General features: G+C 69.0%; 15 protein-coding genes, 1 tRNA gene and 1 other annotated feature. Of the genes, 3 read left to right on the plus strand and 13 right to left on the minus strand.

Translation table 11 applies throughout. The features are described from left to right. Positions 1–796: 796 nt before the first annotated feature. The 12 genes from ABH936_RS13735 to ABH936_RS13790 form a co-directional block, all read right to left on the minus strand. Positions 797–1,837 (minus strand): cytochrome c biogenesis protein ResB, encoded by a 1,041-nt coding sequence (locus ABH936_RS13735; RefSeq protein WP_205747109.1) that lies wholly within the window; start codon positions 1,835–1,837, stop codon positions 797–799. Then, a complete protein-coding gene (locus tag ABH936_RS13740) occupies positions 1,819–2,490 on the minus strand; it encodes a cytochrome c biogenesis protein ResB (protein WP_404603527.1) in 672 nt (223 codons plus the stop codon). The genes ABH936_RS13735 and ABH936_RS13740 overlap by 19 nt, the downstream gene beginning before the upstream one ends. Positions 2,491–2,571: 81 nt before the next feature. Continuing rightward, a complete protein-coding gene (locus ABH936_RS13745; RefSeq protein ID WP_050786494.1) occupies positions 2,572–3,174 on the minus strand; it encodes a hypothetical protein in 603 nt (200 codons plus the stop codon). 434 nt (positions 3,175–3,608) lie between these two features. Next, positions 3,609–4,067: a DUF6153 family protein gene (locus ABH936_RS13750; RefSeq protein ID WP_040014569.1), complete on the minus strand. Its 459-nt coding sequence runs from the start codon at positions 4,065–4,067 to the stop codon at positions 3,609–3,611. 186 nt (positions 4,068–4,253) lie between these two features. Continuing rightward, a tRNA-Cys gene (locus tag ABH936_RS13755) sits at positions 4,254–4,327 on the minus strand. Positions 4,328–4,334: 7 nt separating this feature from the next. Then, complete coding sequence (locus ABH936_RS13760; RefSeq protein ID WP_404603528.1) at positions 4,335–4,859, minus strand: carboxymuconolactone decarboxylase family protein; 525 nt, start codon at positions 4,857–4,859, stop codon at positions 4,335–4,337. Positions 4,860–4,906: 47 nt separating this feature from the next. Then, entirely contained in the window at positions 4,907–5,257 is a 351-nt protein-coding gene (locus ABH936_RS13765; RefSeq protein WP_404603529.1) for a metal-sensitive transcriptional regulator, read from the minus strand. Then, complete coding sequence (locus tag ABH936_RS13770; RefSeq protein ID WP_404603530.1) at positions 5,254–7,425, minus strand: heavy metal translocating P-type ATPase; 2,172 nt, start codon at positions 7,423–7,425, stop codon at positions 5,254–5,256. Before ABH936_RS13770 ends, ABH936_RS13765 begins: the two co-directional genes overlap by 4 nt. An 81-nt stretch (positions 7,426–7,506) precedes the next feature. Beyond that, positions 7,507–8,103 carry a YdhK family protein gene (locus tag ABH936_RS13775; protein WP_404603531.1) on the minus strand — a complete coding sequence of 199 codons (597 nt, stop codon included), beginning with the start codon at positions 8,101–8,103 and terminating at the stop codon, positions 7,507–7,509. A gap of 147 nt (positions 8,104–8,250) precedes the next feature. After that, positions 8,251–8,529, minus strand: a complete 279-nt coding sequence (locus tag ABH936_RS13780; RefSeq protein ID WP_259922120.1) for a YHS domain-containing protein — start codon at positions 8,527–8,529, stop codon at positions 8,251–8,253. A 53-nt stretch (positions 8,530–8,582) separates the two neighbouring features. Continuing rightward, complete coding sequence (locus ABH936_RS13785; RefSeq protein WP_259922119.1) at positions 8,583–10,853, minus strand: cation-translocating P-type ATPase; 2,271 nt, start codon at positions 10,851–10,853, stop codon at positions 8,583–8,585. Positions 10,854–10,995: 142 nt separating this feature from the next. Continuing rightward, positions 10,996–11,205, minus strand: a complete 210-nt coding sequence (locus ABH936_RS13790) for a heavy-metal-associated domain-containing protein (protein WP_136788261.1) — start codon at positions 11,203–11,205, stop codon at positions 10,996–10,998. A 149-nt stretch (positions 11,206–11,354) separates the two neighbouring features. Here ABH936_RS13790 and ABH936_RS13795 point away from each other — a divergent pair, with 149 nt between their 5' ends. From ABH936_RS13795 to ABH936_RS13805, 3 genes are all read left to right on the plus strand, one after another. Continuing rightward, a complete protein-coding gene (locus ABH936_RS13795) occupies positions 11,355–11,795 on the plus strand; it encodes a hypothetical protein (protein ID WP_404603532.1) in 441 nt (146 codons plus the stop codon). 214 nt (positions 11,796–12,009) lie between these two features. Beyond that, complete coding sequence (locus ABH936_RS13800) at positions 12,010–13,518, plus strand: multicopper oxidase family protein (protein ID WP_404603534.1); 1,509 nt, start codon at positions 12,010–12,012, stop codon at positions 13,516–13,518. Positions 13,519–13,621: 103 nt separating this feature from the next. Next, a complete protein-coding gene (locus ABH936_RS13805) occupies positions 13,622–13,993 on the plus strand; it encodes a metalloregulator ArsR/SmtB family transcription factor (protein ID WP_006944961.1) in 372 nt (123 codons plus the stop codon). Positions 13,994–14,028: 35 nt separating this feature from the next. On the opposite strand, the gene ABH936_RS13810 is transcribed toward ABH936_RS13805, so the two are convergent. Continuing rightward, positions 14,029–15,263 (minus strand): IS3 family transposase gene (locus tag ABH936_RS13810; protein WP_404603535.1). Its coding sequence is split into 2 segments (ribosomal slippage): positions 14,029–14,981 and positions 14,981–15,263, totalling 1,236 coding nucleotides; the frame shifts between segments, so codons are not numbered across the junction. Beyond that, positions 14,881–14,982, minus strand: a sequence feature (AL1L pseudoknot). (Overlaps the previous gene by 102 nt.) Positions 15,264–16,163 lie beyond the last annotated feature (900 nt).

Here is a 16,163-nt window from a genome sequence, read left to right on the forward strand (position 1 = left end):
CGGAGTAGTTCTTCCTGGCCATGGTTCTTCGATCATCTCGCTTCCCCAGCACCAGGTGCTGGATTCAGCGTGTCCAAGAACCGGGGTCAGGCCCCAGGCGTGCAGCCCGTGGGCACATATCAGCGTGGCGTGCGCGCAACAAAGACCGACGTGCGTGGTGTCACATTTGTCCGCACCTTTGTGTGCGCCATCGAGGTCGAAAGTGACCTGCCACGTGTTCTGGATGAGAGCTTCACGCAACAGGCCTGGGTACGGGTCGAGCCGGCTCTTCCACGTGTCGAGTCGGTGGTGGGGGTCTGCGAGAGGGCGGCCTGTCGCTACTTCGCCGGCGTAGCTGACGTCGAGAAATCCCAGGGGGTGCCCGGGTTGGGTGTGGAAGGCGAAGAGACCGCCCCGTGCTCGTGTGCACTGTTTGTCTACGTGGTCTACGTTGCGAAGGATCCAGTCGACAGGTGTACCGGTAACGCGCAGCCACGCACCTCCATCGACCCATGCTCCCCATTCCCCTGGCGCAGCAACGGGGACGGGTTCATCGGCGTACTTCGCGGCCAATGTCTGAAGGTGCGCGGTATCGAGATTCGGCCGGGATCCCCGGTTCCCTCCCGTCGACCCGGGCCGTGTGCGCTCGTCCCGGCAGCCGTCGCGGTGGACGCCGCCAGCCCCCGCTCCGGGGCCGGGTCGACGTTGCGAGCCTCGATCCTGCGCGCGGCCGCCCACTCGATGCTGTGCATGCAGAATGCCAGCAGGTACAGCACGGTCGCGGTGACGAAGGCGAGGCTGGAGAAGTATGTCGTGGTCATCTCGTCTCCTGCGATGAAGTGGTGTCGTGATGGGTCCGAACCGCCGGGTTGGGGGCGGCCAGGTCGAGGTCGCGGACGACGGCGACCAGGTCGTCGGGCAGGCCGGCCCGGCCCTCGGCGCGGTCCAGGCGTGCGATCTCCAGCGTCGAGCGTCCCTGCTGGGAGCGGATCCGGACCCAGACGCGTCGTGGGCGGATGCAGAGGGACAGGCACAGGCCGAGCACAGCGAACGTGATCGCAGCGACCGCGATCGGAGCGCCGGGGGTGTCGCCCACCTGCAGCTTGACCCATCGCTGGACGCCGTCGAGCTGGATCGAGCCCTGGCCGTCGGGCAACTTCTGGATGTAGCCGGGCCGCAGGACGAAGCGCAGCGGCTGCCCGGGCTTCTGCGGATTCCTGATCTGCTGCAGGCCGCGGGTGTTGAGGGAGTAGACGCTCTCGGGCTGACCGGTCTCGACTCCCGGCTCGCCGGACCAGGCGTTCAGGAACAGCTGAGGGTTCAGCGCGTCGGGGAACACCGACCGCGGCCCGTTGGCGTCCACCGCGGCGCTGGGCAGGAAGAACCCTTCGAAGCCGAGTCGGCGCGGGCGGGCGTCGGGTGCCTTGATCGCGCCGGCGGAGGTGAAGTTGCCGTCCTGCGGCAGGAAGATCACCGCTCCGGAGTAGGCGACGTTGCCGTCGCCGTCCTTCACCGTGACCACCGGCGCGTACCCCCAGGCGATCAGATGCACCTTCTGGCCCCCGGCCAGCTCGAGAGGATGGTTGACCTGGAGCGTCTCCCGGCGCGGCCTGGCACCGGGGCGGTCGGTGACGGTGACGACGGCCTTGAACTGCCGGGCCGCTCCTCGCTGCACGTCTCCGGTCTCGAACTTCACGTCGAAGCTGTCGAGCTTGAGGCTGAACGGGGTCAGCGACGACTGGCGGAACAGCGGCCCGGCCTTGAAGTCGTCGTACTGGACCAGGTCGTTGGAGAAGCTGTCGCCGCCGACGACCAGTGCGCGGTCGCCCCGGAAGTTGGTCAGCCAGACCACGGCCACGCGACCAGCAGGAGCACCAGGCTGATGTGGAAGACGAGGTTGCCGGCCTCGCGGAGGTAGCCCCGCTCCGCCGACACCGACCCGTCGTCGTTGCGCGCGACGCGGTAGCGGCGCGCCCTCAGTTGCCTGGCGGCGCGCTCCAGGATCTCGGCCGATCCCGGAGCGTCGCCGGGCAGCTCCGTCGACGCGTAGGCGGGCATCCGACGCAGGTGCCGCGGCGTCCTCGGCGGACGGCGACGGAGGGCGCGCAGGTACACGCCCGTCCGAGGGACGATGCAGCCGATCAGGCTGATGAACAGCAGCAGGTAGATCGCGGACAACCACGGCGAGGTGTACACGTCGAACAGGCCGACCCTCTGATAGATCGGCGCTAACGTCGGGTGCTGCCGGACGAACATGCTGACCATCACCGGCGAGATGTTCTGCTGCGGCACCAATGATCCCGGCACCGCTGCCAGTGCCAGCAGGAACAGCAGGACCAGGGCCGTGCGCATGGTGATCAGCTGCGTCCACAGGAACCGCAGCCCGCCGGGGAGGCCGATCGACGCTGGGGCCGAGCGGCCGGCGACGGCGTTCGCCGACCTCGCGCTGCCGATCTGGCCGTCGTCGCGCACGTCGTCGGTGCGAGCATTCAGGGCCGCGGGGAATCTCATGATCGGATCCCCTGCCTTACCGAGGACGTCGAGGGCCGCGACGTGCGCCGACGCGCCAGTCGTCCGCCGCGCCGGATGCGCTCACTCATCGGGATCGAAGGCGAAGCTGGAGGCCGGAGCGTCGGTTGCGTTCCGCGGCCCGTAGATCAGCGAGATCTGCCGCCGCTCACCGAGTTCGATCTTCGCCGGGTTGCCTTCGACCAACTTGCCGTCGACATAGGCGCGCAGGCTGTCGGTCTTGGTGTTGTTCAGCCCTCCGACCCCGTCGCCATCGAGCCGGACGTCCCATTCGGCGAACACCTGCCCGAGCGTGTAGACGCCGTCCTTGGTCGGGGACTCGACGTGCAGGACGCCGCGCTCGTCGTGGGTGTGCAGCTCCGACATCGCTCCGGTCCTCGGATCGACGCCGATGGAGGAGGGCACCGCCAGCGGCTGACCGTTGACGGTGATGTCCAGATGGGAGTGGAAATGCGTCGCGGTGCCCTCCATCTTCGAGACCTGGAGGCCGGCGGCCTTCGCCGCCGACTCCGGGTCGGACGGCAGCTGCCAGGGCGGCATGCCGCGCTGTCCTCTAGCGCCGACGACCCCGCCGGCCGCGTCGGGGGAGGAGGTCTGCCGCACGAGCACCCAGATGCCGATGCTCAGCCCGATGGCGACGACAGCGGCGGTGATGCCGTAGGCCACCCGTCGATGCATTCGGGCCCTGGTCTCCTGGCGTCTCATCTCCGCCAGGCGTGCGCGGGCCGATCCGCGTTGACCCGGTGGCGGCGTGGGCCGAGGGTTCCGGCCCTTCGAGTTCTTGCCTGTTCGATTCTGGTTCACGTCTGATTCCCTCGATCGTGCCTGAGGCTCGAGGTCGCTCGAGGAGCTCGGGCCATCGCTGCGCTGGTCGTGGGACCACGGCAGCGGACCGGCCCCGCGAAGGGCTCTCGGAGGGTCCTCAGGATTCTTGCTGGAACAGGGTTCTCGCCGCGGGGCGGGTGATGACGACACCGCCGCCGCGGCGCTTCAGCAGGGCCGCAGACGCAAGGGAGGTCTCCGACGGAACCTCTGCGGGGGAAGGCGCAGAGCAGGGGCGTCATCGGATCGACCGGCCGTCGGTCAGCGGCGAGTGGACCTCAGGTCCGCAGGATCGACAGCTCGATCAGGCTCGGCGGCGTCCTCAGCAGCCATCGCTGGCGGCGTCGCGTCGACGCCGGGCGGCTGGATCGGCAATACCACCAACGTCCGACGGTCCGCCTCTTGTCCAGCGCGGCGATCGCGAACAGCACGAAGACCATCACGCAGCCCGCCGCCGCGAGGCAGCCCATCGGGTCCATCGGGGCTTCGCCGGTCGAAGATCCGCCTGTCGAGGCAGCGGCGCAGCCGGGGCAGCTCATCGGCTCGTGGTGTGCGGAGCCGTCGGCATCTGAGGCTGCTACCGGCTGTCCGAGCACGACGGCCTGGCCCACGGCCGCGTCGGGGGCGGGGGACGCGTCCCCCTGCGACATGAGGTTCATCCCGACGATGCCGACCAGGATGGCGAGCAGAGCACCCCAATGGACGAGCCGGGTCCGGGCGGGCAGTGTTCTATGCACTCGTCCGGACCTCCCATCCTCGTGCCGCCGGCGAGCGGCGGCCTGTCGGCTTCCCCTGTCGTATGTCGTCGTCGAAGCAAGCCCAGCCAAACCGGTGCTCAGATTCGGCCGGCCTGCTCGACGATTCGTATTCGATGAGGACTGCGGGAAGACTGAACACGGAGAATGCATTCCACGGGCGTCGGATGGAGGTGCCTACGGGATTCGAACCCGTGTGGACGGCTTTGCAGGCCGCTGCCTATCCTCTCGGCCAAGGCACCGTGGGTGTCAGCCTTCCTCGCCCGGAGTGAGCCCGGCGACGAGGTTGAACGCTCCGGTGATGATGTTGAGGGAGACGACTCCGACGACGTCGGCGATCGCCCGGTCGCTGTAGCCGAGGGCGCGCAGCTCCTCGACCTGCTCGTCGGTGATGGACGCCGGCGCGCGGTAGACCTGCAGGCCCAGAGCGATGATCGCGGCCAACTCCGGACGGCTCGCGGTGCCCAGCTGCGCGAGCTCGATCTCGTAGTCGGCGACGCCGAGCGACTTGGCCGCCTCGATGTGCGAGGCCAGGCAGAGGCCGCACCCCTGTTGTTCCTGGACCGCGATGGAGATCAGCTCGCTGGTCGCGCGGTCGAGCTTGGCGCGGCGCATGGCCTTGCTCAGGCCGAGGTAGCCGCCGAGCACGGCGGGGGAGTGGGCCATGGTGGCGACCATGTCGCCCACGGTGCCGTGGCGCTCGACGAGGTCGCCGAGCAGCTCGCGGGACGTGCCGGCGGCGGTTTCCGGAGTCAGTGGTTCGAAGCGGGCCATGGGTTCCTCCTCCCCTTTGGGACGGTTGCTGTGGTCGCGGTGCTGGTTCAGGACCGCACGAGACGGTTGATGGCGTCGCTGGCTTCCTGGATCTTGGCGAGGGCCGCGTCGTCGTCGCCCTGCTTGGCGGCGTCGAGGACGCAGTGCTTGAGGTGGTCGTCGAGCAGCCCGGTCGCGACGCCCTGCAGGGCCCGGGTGAGCGCCGAGACCTGGGTGAGGATGTCGACGCAGTACTTCTCGTCGTCGATCATCTTGGCGATGCCGCGGGCCTGGCCCTCGATGCGCTTCATGCGCTGGAGGTAGCGGTCCTTGTCGCTGATGTAGCCGTGCTGGTGGTGCTCGGCGTCGATGGCGGTGTCATCGGTGGCGGTGTCGGTGGTTATGAGCGTGTCCTTCACTTCTGGCGATCCAGGACGGAGCGGGTGCTGGCTTGGGGTGTGAGGTCGATGCGCCGCAGCAGCTGGGCGTTGAGTGCGACGACGACGGTGGACAGGGACATCAGGATCGCGCCGACCGACATGGGCAGGACGAACCCGAGGGGTGCGAGGAGGCCTGCCGCGAGCGGCACGGAGAGGAGGTTGTAGCCGGCTGCCCACCACAGGTTCTGCTTCATCTTCCGATAGGCGGCCCGGGAGAGCTGGATGACCGACAGGACGCTGCGCGGGTCGGAGCTGGCGAGGATGACGCCGGCGGAGGCGATGGCGACGTCCGTGCCGGCCCCGATGGCGATGCCGACGTCGGCCTGCGCGAGGGCGGGAGCGTCGTTGACGCCGTCGCCGACCATGGCGACCTTCTTGCCCTCGTGCTGCAGCTGGGCGACCTTAGCGGACTTGTCCTCGGGGCGGACGCCGGCGAAGACGCGGTCGATGCCGAGCTCCTTTCCGACCTCGTTCGCGACGGCCTCGGCGTCGCCGGTGATCATGACGACCTCGACGCCGAGCTCATGGAGGGCGTCGACGGCGTCGCGGGACTCGGACCGGACCTCGTCGGCGAGCTTCAGGCCGCCGATCACCGTCCCGTCCCGGAGGACGTGGAGGATGATCGCGCCCTCGGCGCGCCAGGCGTCGGCGGTGTCGACCTCGGACTGCGCGGTCTCCTCGAGCAGGCGGGGTCCGCCGACGCGGATCTCCCGGCCGGCCACAGTCGCGGTGACACCGACGGCGGGCGAGGAAGAGAAGCCGCTCCCGGGCTCGAATGCGAGGCTGCGGTCCTTGGCGGCGGCGACAATGGCCTTCGCGAGGGGGTGCTCGCTGTCGGCCTCGGCGGAGGCGGCCAGGGCGAGGACCTGGTCGGCGTCCAGGTCGCCGACCGGCTCGACGCCGGTGACGGTGGGCTCGCCCCGGGTCAGCGTGCCGGTCTTGTCGAAGAGGACCGCGTCGACCTGGCGCATGGACTCCAGCGCGAGGCGGTCCTTGACCAGGACGCCGCCGCGGGCGGCGCGCTCGGTGGCGATGGAGACCACCAGCGGGATCGCCAGACCCAGGGCGTGCGGGCAGGCGATCACCAGCACGGTGATGACCCGGACGACCGCGTCGTCGGGGCTGCCGATCAGCGTCCAGGCCACGGCGGTGACCAGCGCGGCTCCGAGGGCGAACCAGAACAGCAGGGCGGCTGCGCGGTCGGCGATGCGCTGTGCGCGTGAGGAAGAGCCCTGCGCCTCGGCGACGAGCCGGTTGATGCCCGCCAGGGCGGTGTCGTCGCCGGTGGCGGTGATCTCGACGCGCAGGCCGGAGTCGGTGGCCACCGTGCCGGCGGTGACCGGGTCGCCCTCGCCGCGGGAGACCGGCCGCGACTCGCCGGTGATCATCGACTCGTCCATGTCTGCACGGCCGTCGACGACGGTGCCATCGGCGGGGACGCTGCCACCGGGCCGGACGATGACCACGTCGCCGACCCGGAGCTCGGCCGGATCGACCGTGACGACGTCGTCGCCCTCGACGCGCTCGGCCTCATCGGGCAGCAGCGCGGCCAGGGAGTCCAGCGCGGAGGTCGTCTGGGCCAGGGAACGCATCTCGATCCAGTGGCCCAGCAGCATGATCACGATCAGCAGCGCCAGCTCCCACCAGAACTCGAGCTCGTGGTGGACGAGCCCAAGCGTGGCGGCCCAGGAGGCGAAGAACGCGACGGTGATCCCGAGGGCGATCAGCAGCATCATCCCCGGCTGGCGGCTCTTCAGCTCACTCCAGGCCCCGGTGAGGAACGGCGTGCCGCCCCAGGCGTACATGACGGTTCCGAGCACCGCGGCGACCCAGCCGGCCCAGCCGGGCACCGAGTAGCCCAGCAGCATGGCGAACATGGGCGAGAGCGCGACCACGGGGACCGCGATGACGAGGTTGATCCAGAACAGCCGGCGGAACTGGCCGACGTGGTCCCCGTGGCCGGCATGTCCGCCGTGGCCGCCGTGGCCGTCGTGGCCGTCGTGCATGTCATGGTCCATGCCGTGGCCCTCGTGCGCCGCGTGAGCGTCCTCGGTCGCCGCGACGGCGGCGTGCGCGCCATGCGGGCCGTGAGCGACCTCGTCGGCGACGTCGCCGTGGTGATGGTGGTGCGCGGTCGGGTCCGTCATTGCTCTTCTCTTCCCCTCGTTGTTCCCCTCGGTCGGGTGTCTGTCTCGCCGCGGGCCCTTTGCGGGCCGACGGCGGAAGGCTCAGGAGGCCGGCTTGATCTCGCTCTCAACGACCCACTTGTGGTTGGTCATCTTCATGCCGCCGGCCTCGTAGTCGACCATGTAGACGGTCTGGTCAGTGGAGAACGCGATGGTGGCCTTCGCGCCCTTCATGCCCTCCATGTGCTCGGCCTCCAGGGTGACCTCGGTGCCGTCGGGCAGCCGCTTGGTGCCGGCGTCCTTGATCTCCTGCTGGACGACCCACTTGTGGTCCTTGACCGGCGCGCCGCCGGTGGTGGGGGTGAAGTTCACTGCGTAGGTGTAGGTGTCGAAAGCGCCGACGATCGTGGCCTTCGCCCCGTCCATGCCCTCCATGTGGTCGGCGGTCAGCGTGACCTTGGTTCCCACCGGGTACTTGGGCGACGTGGCCTCCTCGATGCCCGCGGGAGCGGGGCCCCCGTCCATCGGGTGCTCCATCGACGAGTGGTCCATCCCGCCGTCGCTGCTGGCCGGGGCACTGGCCGAACTGCCGCCCTCGTGACCCTGGTGGCCCTGGTCTCCGCCGGTGCTGCAGCCTGTCAGCACCAGTGCTCCACCGAGCACTCCTGCGGCGATGGTCGTCATGAGGCGCTTGCGCATATGGTCTCCTATCCATTCGATCTGATCTAACCATATACCCCTATAGGGTATATGGCAATCGGCTGGTCGCCGCAGTCGTCGGGGGGTCGCTCCGTCCGGTTGGCGGGGCCGCAGCGATTCAGCGCCGCGGCCCCATGCCCGCCGGGGTTACGCCACGTTGGCGGCGTATGTGGCCGGGTCCGAGTCGAAGGTCGGCCCGCAGCCCGCGCAGCAGAACCAGTACCGCTTCCCGTCATAGTCGCGGAAGAGGCCCTGGGCCTCGGCCGCCGTCTTGCTGACCGCGCTGCCGACCATGACAGGGCAGGTGGTCATGTCGTCGTCGCCTCCGGCGAGGAGGTCCTCGCGCCCGTCGGCGGCAACCGCGTTGGTCTCGGCCACGCTGGTGCTGCAGCAGCAGCCGGTGGGTGCCTGGGATTCGTTGGTCATACTCCGTGGATGCCTTTCATGTATCCGTATGGGTTGGGGTGGGTTCTGCTACATCACTGTTTGGCGACGCTCTTGAACCCGCGCAGGCGGAGGCTGTTGCCGACGACGAAGACGGACGAGAACGCCATCGCCGCGCCTGCGAGCATGGGGTTGAGCATGCCCAGCGCCGCGACCGGGATGGCGGCGACGTTGTAGGCGAAGGCCCAGAACAGGTTGGTCTTGATCGTGCCGAGGGTCTTGCGGGACAGGCGGATCGCGTCGACCGCGGCCCGCAAGTCCCCGCGGACCAGGGTGATGTCGGAGGCCTCGATCGCGACGTCGGTGCCGGTGCCCATCGCCAGGCCGAGGTCGGCCTGCGCGAGCGCGGGGGCGTCGTTGACGCCGTCGCCGACCATGGCGACGACCTTCCCCTCGCTCTGCAGGCGGGTTACGAGGTCGACCTTGTCCTTGGGCAGGACCTCGGCGATGACCTGGTCGATGCCGACCTCGGCAGCGATCCGCTTCGCGACGGCCTCGTTGTCTCCGGTGAGCAGCACCGGGGTCAGGCCCAGACCCTTCAGGCCCGCGATGGCCTCGGCGCTGGTGGGCTTCACTGTGTCGGCGACAATGAGGACCCCGCGAGCCTGCCCGTCCCAGCCGACGGCGACGACGGTCTTGCCCTCGCTCTCGGCCGCGGCCTTGGCGGCGGCGACGTCGGGGGAGAGACGCTGGGACCAGTCGGCCAGCAGGGACTCCCGGCCGACGAGCACTGCGTGCCCGTCGACGACGCCCTGCACGCCCTTGCCTTCGATGTTGGCGAAATCCTCGGGGGTGGGCAGGGTGCTGACCTCCTGGACCGCGCCCTTGGCGATGGCCTGGGCGATGGGGTGCTCGGAGGCGTCCTCCAGCGCGCCGGCCAGGCGGAGCAGCTCGGCGCGGTCGGTGCCGGGCTCGGTGATCGCCTGGACCAACGTCATCTTCCCGGTGGTGACGGTGCCGGTCTTGTCCAGCACGACGGTGTCGACCTTGCGGGTGGACTCGAGCACCTCGGGGCCCTTGATGAGCACGCCCATCTGCGCGCCGCGGCCGGTGCCGACCAGCAGCGCGGTCGGGGTGGCGAGGCCGAGCGCGCAGGGGCAGGCGATCACGAGGACCGCCACGGCGGCGGTAAATGCGGCCGAGACGCCGAATCCGGAGACCAGCCACGCGACCAGGGCGACAATCGCGATCGCGATGACGATCGGCACGAACACCCCGGAGATCCGGTCGGCCAGCCGCTGGACGGCGGCCTTGCCGGACTGGGCGTCCTCGACCAGCTTGGCCATCTGCGCCAGCTGGGTGTCGGAGCCGACCCGTGTCGCCTGGACGACGAGGCGTCCACCGGCGTTGACGGTCGCTCCGGTGACCGGGTCGCCCGGTGCGACCTCCACCGGCACCGATTCGCCGGTGAGCATGGATGCGTCCACGGCGGAGGTGCCGGAGACGACGGTGCCGTCGGTGGCGATCTTCTCTCCGGGGCGGACGACGAACTCGTCGCCAACGGCCAGCTCTGCGGTCGGGATCTTGACCTCGGCCCCGCCGCGCAAGACCGAGACCTCCTTCGCTCCGAGATTGAGCAAGGTGCGCAGGGCCGCGCCTGCCTGGCGCTTGGACCGCTTCTCGAAGTAGCGACCGGCGAGGATGAACATCGTTACCCCGGCGGCGGCCTCGAGGTAGATGTTGCCCGCGCCGTCGGAGCGGGCCAGCGCGAACTCGAACGGGTGCTTCATCCCCGGCATACCGGCGTGGCCGAAGAACAGCGCGTACAGCGACCACAGGAACGCCGCCGCGGTGCCCATCGAGACGAGCGTGTCCATCGTTGCGGTGCCGTGCTTGAGGTTAATCCACGATGCCTTGTGGAACGGCCAGCCCGCCCACACGATCACCGGCGCGGCCAGGGTCAGCGAGGCCCACTGCCAGTAGGTGAACTGCAGGGCCGGGATCATCGCCATCGCGATCACCGGGACGGTGAGCACGATCGACCCGATCAGCCGCTGCTCGAGCGAGGTCAGCTCGGGATCGGCGGCATCGCCGTCCTCGGATGCGGCCCCGTCAGCCTCGGTGTCCTTGGGCTTCGGCAGCGCGGCGGTGTAGCCGGTCTTCTCAACCTCGGCGACCAGCAGCGCAGAGTCGTAGCCGGCGGGCACGGTGACCTTGGCCTTCTCGGTGGCATAGTTCACCGACGCGACGACGCCGTCGAGCTTGTTGAGCTTGCGCTCGATCCGGTTCGCGCACGAGGCACAGGTCATCCCGCCGATGTCGAGCTCGATGCCGGCGTCCGCGCTGAGCGGCGCTGGTGCAGTCATCCTCTGTTCCTTCTCTCCTCCGGGCCCTGCGGCGTCCGGCTCGTGCGCAGGGGCGGTCATGTCGCCCATGCGATCGGTGGTGCGCGCTCAGCCCCGTCGCCGACGCGGTGGACGGGGAGCCTGAGCCGCGCTGGTGGTGTCGTCAGGCGCGGACGGCCGTGTAGCCGGCCTCCTCGACGGCGGCCAGGACCTTCGCGTCGTCGATCTCGCCGGAGCTGGAGACGACGAGCTTCCCGGTCTGCGCGCTGACCTCGACCTCTTCGACGCCGGCGACCTCGCCGACCTCCTCGCGCACCGACATCTCGCAGTGCCCGCAGGTCATGCCCGTTACCTGATACTCGTTCGCAGCCATCGGATCTCCTCATTCGTGGGGTACCCCCAGTGGGTACTGTACGAGGGCAACCATATACCCCCACTGGGTATTCCCGCAAGACCGTCCGAGCTTGTCGCCGACCGGACTCGCCGCGTCGAAGGGATACGCCACCGGGGTATGGTTGGGTTGTGGAGACCGCGAGCGACGAACCCCGCCTCAGTCGCCCCCGGCTGCAGCTTTTCGTCGTCGCCGCGCTGCTGATCGCGGGCCTCCTCGGCATGCACGCGCTGGTCGGCGGGCCCACAGCTGCGGCTGCCTCGATGACGTCGTCGGGTCACGCGTCCCTGTCGTCGCACGGCATGATCGGCGCGCCGACCGCCGCTCCCGTGCTGACCGCGTCCGGAGCGCACGGCACGGTGCACGGCTCCGGCGGCTGCGCGGACGCCATGAGCGGCGGCGGCGGATCCACCTGCGTCTCCGTACCGACCGGCAAGAGCGTCCCGGCCCTGCCGGCCCCGGTCGCCGCGAGCCTGCCCGGACTCGTCCCCGCACCCGAGCCGACGCCGCCGACCCAGACGCCTCGCCGGCTCGCGCTGACCCACCTGGAGCTGTCGATCCATCGAACGTGAGTAGCCGGGAGCACCGACACGGCGCTCACCGCCCAACGCGGCTGGTACTTGAACCCGCCGCACCTGCCACGGCATCGCGTCCCATGACGCCGGGGCCTCGCCTGGGCCCCGCCTGGGCCCAGCGGCCCTGCGCGCCCGATCACCCGTTGATCGCCGAGCGCGCCGGGCTCGATGCCGTGGCACCGCTCACCATCGACACATAAGGACATCACCCATGCACTCCAGCCTGAACCGCCGCCAGTTCCTGTCACTCGGCGCACTGACCCTCACCGCAGCAGGCCTGGCCGGCTGCAGCTCCACCATCAAGAAGACGCCCTCGTTCGTCCGGCCCGACGGTGCCGCGGTCACGGCGGTCGAGGCGAAGCGCCGCAGCACCGGGGCCGTCGTGCAGCGCGCCCTGACCGCCGAGCCGGTCACCCTCGACCTCGGCGGCAAGACGGCCAAGACGTGGGCCTACCGCGGAGCATCGGCGACCGAGCCGCTGCGCGGCGACGTCGGCGACACCCTGAAGGTCGCCCTCACCAACAGCCTCCCGGACCCGACCGCAGTGCACTGGCACGGCCTCGCGCTGCGCAACGACATGGACGGCGTCCCGAACCTCACCCAGGAGCCCGTCCAGCCCGGCGGCTCCTTCGCCTACGAGTTCACGCTCCCCGAGCCGGGCACGTTCTGGTTCCACCCGCACGTCGGCACGCAGCTCGACCGCGGCCTCTACGCGCCGCTGATCATCGACGACCCCAACGAGAAGGCCGACTACGACAAGGAGTGGGTCATCGTCCTGGACGACTGGCTCGACGGCGTCACCGCGACCCCCGACGAGGTCCTCAAGGAACTGAGCAAGGGCATGATGGACCACGGCGGCATGGACATGGGGCCGATGCGGATGGGCAACACCCTGATGGGAGCGACCTCGCCGCTGCTCGGCGGCGACGCCGGCGACGTCTACTACCCCCTCTACCTGATCAACGGCAAGCCCGCCAACGATCCCCAGACCTTCACCGCCAAGCCCGGCGAGAAGATCAGGCTGCGAGTGATCAACGCCGGTGGCGACACCGCCTTCCGCTTCGGCGTCGCCGAGCACCCGCTCACCATCACCCACGCCGACGGCTTCCCGGTCCAGCCCCACAAGGCCGAGAGCGTCGTGCTCGGCATGGGGGAGCGCTACGACACGGTCATCACCGCCGGCGACGGCGCGTTCGCCGTCATCGCCGAGGCCCTCGGCAAGCAGGACCAGGCCCTCGCCGTCCTGCGCACCGGTTCCGGCTCCACCCCGACGAAGAAGACGAAGCTCCCGCAGACGAAGACCCCCGCCACCGCAGCCGACCTCAAAGCCGCCGACACGGTCAGGCTGCCGCAGCGCGCCGTCGATCGCACGGTCGCCCTGGAACTGACCGGGGGCATGGAGAAGTACGACTGGGCTATCAACGGCAAGCGCATGGACATGGACCAGCCGATGCGCGACGCCCTCAGCATCAAGGAGGACGAGCGGATCGCCCTCGAGTTCAAGAACTCGACCACGATGTGGCACCCGATGCACCTGCACGGGCACACCTACCAGCTCCCCGACGGCGGGCCGCGCAAGGACACCGCGATCGTCCTGCCCGGCACGACGCTGCGCGTCGAGTTCGACGCCGACAACCCCGGACGGTGGCTCACGCACTGCCACAACGTCTACCACGGCGAGGCCGGGATGATGACGGCGATCGCCTACCAGACGTCCTGATCCGACGAACGTTCGGGGGCGCGGCGACCGCGCCTCCGCGCCCCCGAGCCGTCGCGGCGTTCCGAAGTAGACGGAGCGATCCGGCACCTGCAATAATCTGCGTATGGACGCAGATAAGCAGAGATGCGGATTGGACCCGGACAGCCAGTACGTGGAGCTTGCGGTCGAGGTGTTCGGTCTGCTCGCCGACGCGACCCGGGTACGGATCATCCTGGCCCTGCGCGCCAGCGACGAGCTGTCGGTCAACCATCTCGCCGACATCGTCGACAAGTCGCCCGCCGCGGTCTCCCAGCACCTGGCGAGGCTGCGCATGGCTCGGATCGTGTCCACCCGGCAGGAGGGCCAGCGGGTCTTCTACCGACTGGAGAACGAGCACGCCTCACAGCTCGTGACCGACGCGATCTTCCAGGCCGAGCACTCCGTCGCCGAGGGGCACGTCCCGGCACACCACCACCAGGAACGAGAACGAGCATGACCCAGCACTGAAGCGCCCTGGGTTTCGTTCCGCGCTTATGTGGTGACGAGGGTTCTCGTCTGGGATTGATCGTAGGACGCTTCGACCTGGACCGGCGTGCGGTAGCCGAGTGCTTCGTGCAGGCGCTGGTGGTTCCACCAGGTCACCCACTCCGATGTCGCCAACTCGACCGCCGACGTCGACGGCCATGTCGTGCGTGAGTAGATCAGTTCGGCCTTGTACAACCCGTTGACCGTCTCAGCCAAGGCGTTGTCGTACGAATCGCCCACTGTCCCCACCGAAGGCGCGACGCCGTGCTCGGCCTGTGTGTCGGTGTAGGCCAGGCTGACGTACTGGACGCCGCGGTCGCTGTGGTGCACGAGCCGCCCACCCTGACGCGCCGCCGGCGTCGTCGCGATGGCCTGCTGCAACGCGATCATCGGCAACGCCTGCGTCGACAGCGACGACGCGACCGACCAGCCGACAATCTTGCGCGTGCACGCATCCGTGATGAAGGCCGTGTACGCGAACCCGCTAACGGTGCGCACGTAGGTGATGTCTGCTACCCACAACATGTCCGGCGTCAACGCGTGGAAGTCACGCTCCACGAGATCCGGGCGGTGGTCGGGCAGCTTCGACGGCACGGTCGTGAACGGGCGGCGCCCACGGCGAACACCGTGCAGCCCAGCGATTCTCATGAGTCGCGCGGTCTGGTCGCGTCCGATCAGCCAGCCCTCGCGGCGCATCGCGTGCCACATCTTGCGATGGCCGTACACCCCGTAATTCTGGGCGTGGAGGCGTTTCACTTCCTCCACAAGGACGTCGTCACGGATCGCTCGCGCGCAGCGAGGGCGGGCTTTCGCGGCGCGGTAGCCACGGGAGGTGATGAACCCACAGTCCGTCGCGCGAAGGGCGCGACAGATCGGCTCGACCCCGAAACGATCACGGTGTTCGTCGATGAACCGGATCATCTCGTCGTGGGGCGGTCGAGTTCCGCTGCGAAAAAAGCCGAGGCCTTCTTCAAGATCTCGTTCGCCCGCCTCGTTTCGGCGAGTTCGCGGCGTAAGCGCCGGTTCTCTTCCTCGAGCGACTCACGCGGCTTCGCCGCGCCAGTCGCCGCTGGCTCTTCACCGGGGCGGGGCATCCAGTTACGGATCGTGGCGGGCGCTATCCCGAGCGACGCTCCCACAGCGTCCATCGCGACACGCTGCGAGCATCCATCGGCGGCGCGCTTGTCCAACACCATCCGCACCGCATGCTCACGTAAGTCCTGGTCGTACTTCTTGGGCATGGTCCGATTCTCCTTCAGGAAGGACGGAACCAAACCCAGGGCGCTTCAGTGCCACGAACGCCGCCACTTGATCCGGGCCGAGCCCTGGTTGGCTCCGCCATCCCTCGCGGCGCCGGTAATGGCGCAGCCCACGAGACCACGCTAAACGAACGCGTTGATCAATAGCCCCGGGTCAGGCATCTAGACTCGCTGCTGGCCCTGACGAACCCGGGTCAGGAAGCTCCTTTCGAAGGGGCGTTGACACGACACGCGCGGGGGGTCAACTTAGGTGACGGTGAGGATTGGGGTGTGACTGTGGAGTGGGGGCCGGTGTCGGCGTGGGTCGGGTCGCTTCTGACCGGTGGATCGCTGCTGTTGGGGTTCAACATCATGCGGCGCGATCGTGCGCGTGATGAGGCGGCAGAAGCTCGGCTTCTTTCGTGCAGTCTTCGCGGTGAGAGAAGCGACATCATCGTGCGCGTAACGAACGCGAACTCACTACCTATCCACCACCTCGCGACAGCCGTGGACACGCCGTCGGCCGTAGATTCAGCAGGTAGGCGGATCCCTCGGAGCGTTGCTTCCCTTCCCGACCATGGGATCGATATCAGCCCCGGCGCAGAGGATGTGGAGGTCTTCAGGACTTCACGCATTGACGACAACCGTGCCGTCCCCCTCTACGTGTCCTTCACGGACTCAAGTGGGCGCCGTTGGAGACGTGGGTTCGATGGAAGGCTCGAGCGCGACCGCACATATGACCCCTTCCCGTGGGAACGTGTCGCGGGTCGATGGGGACGGTTCGGCGACCGAGCTCGGCATCGAGCCGTGAAGCGCCCTGAGTTTGTTGGAGACTCCTGACCTTGGAAACGAGGATGGGGTTATGCCGAAGGAACTGGCGAATGGGAAGCCGACGACGCGTCG

The sequence above is a fragment of the Dermacoccus sp. GAS27A genome, from assembly GCF_044909235.1.
Taxonomy (GTDB): domain Bacteria; phylum Actinomycetota; class Actinomycetes; order Actinomycetales; family Dermatophilaceae; genus Dermacoccus; species Dermacoccus nishinomiyaensis.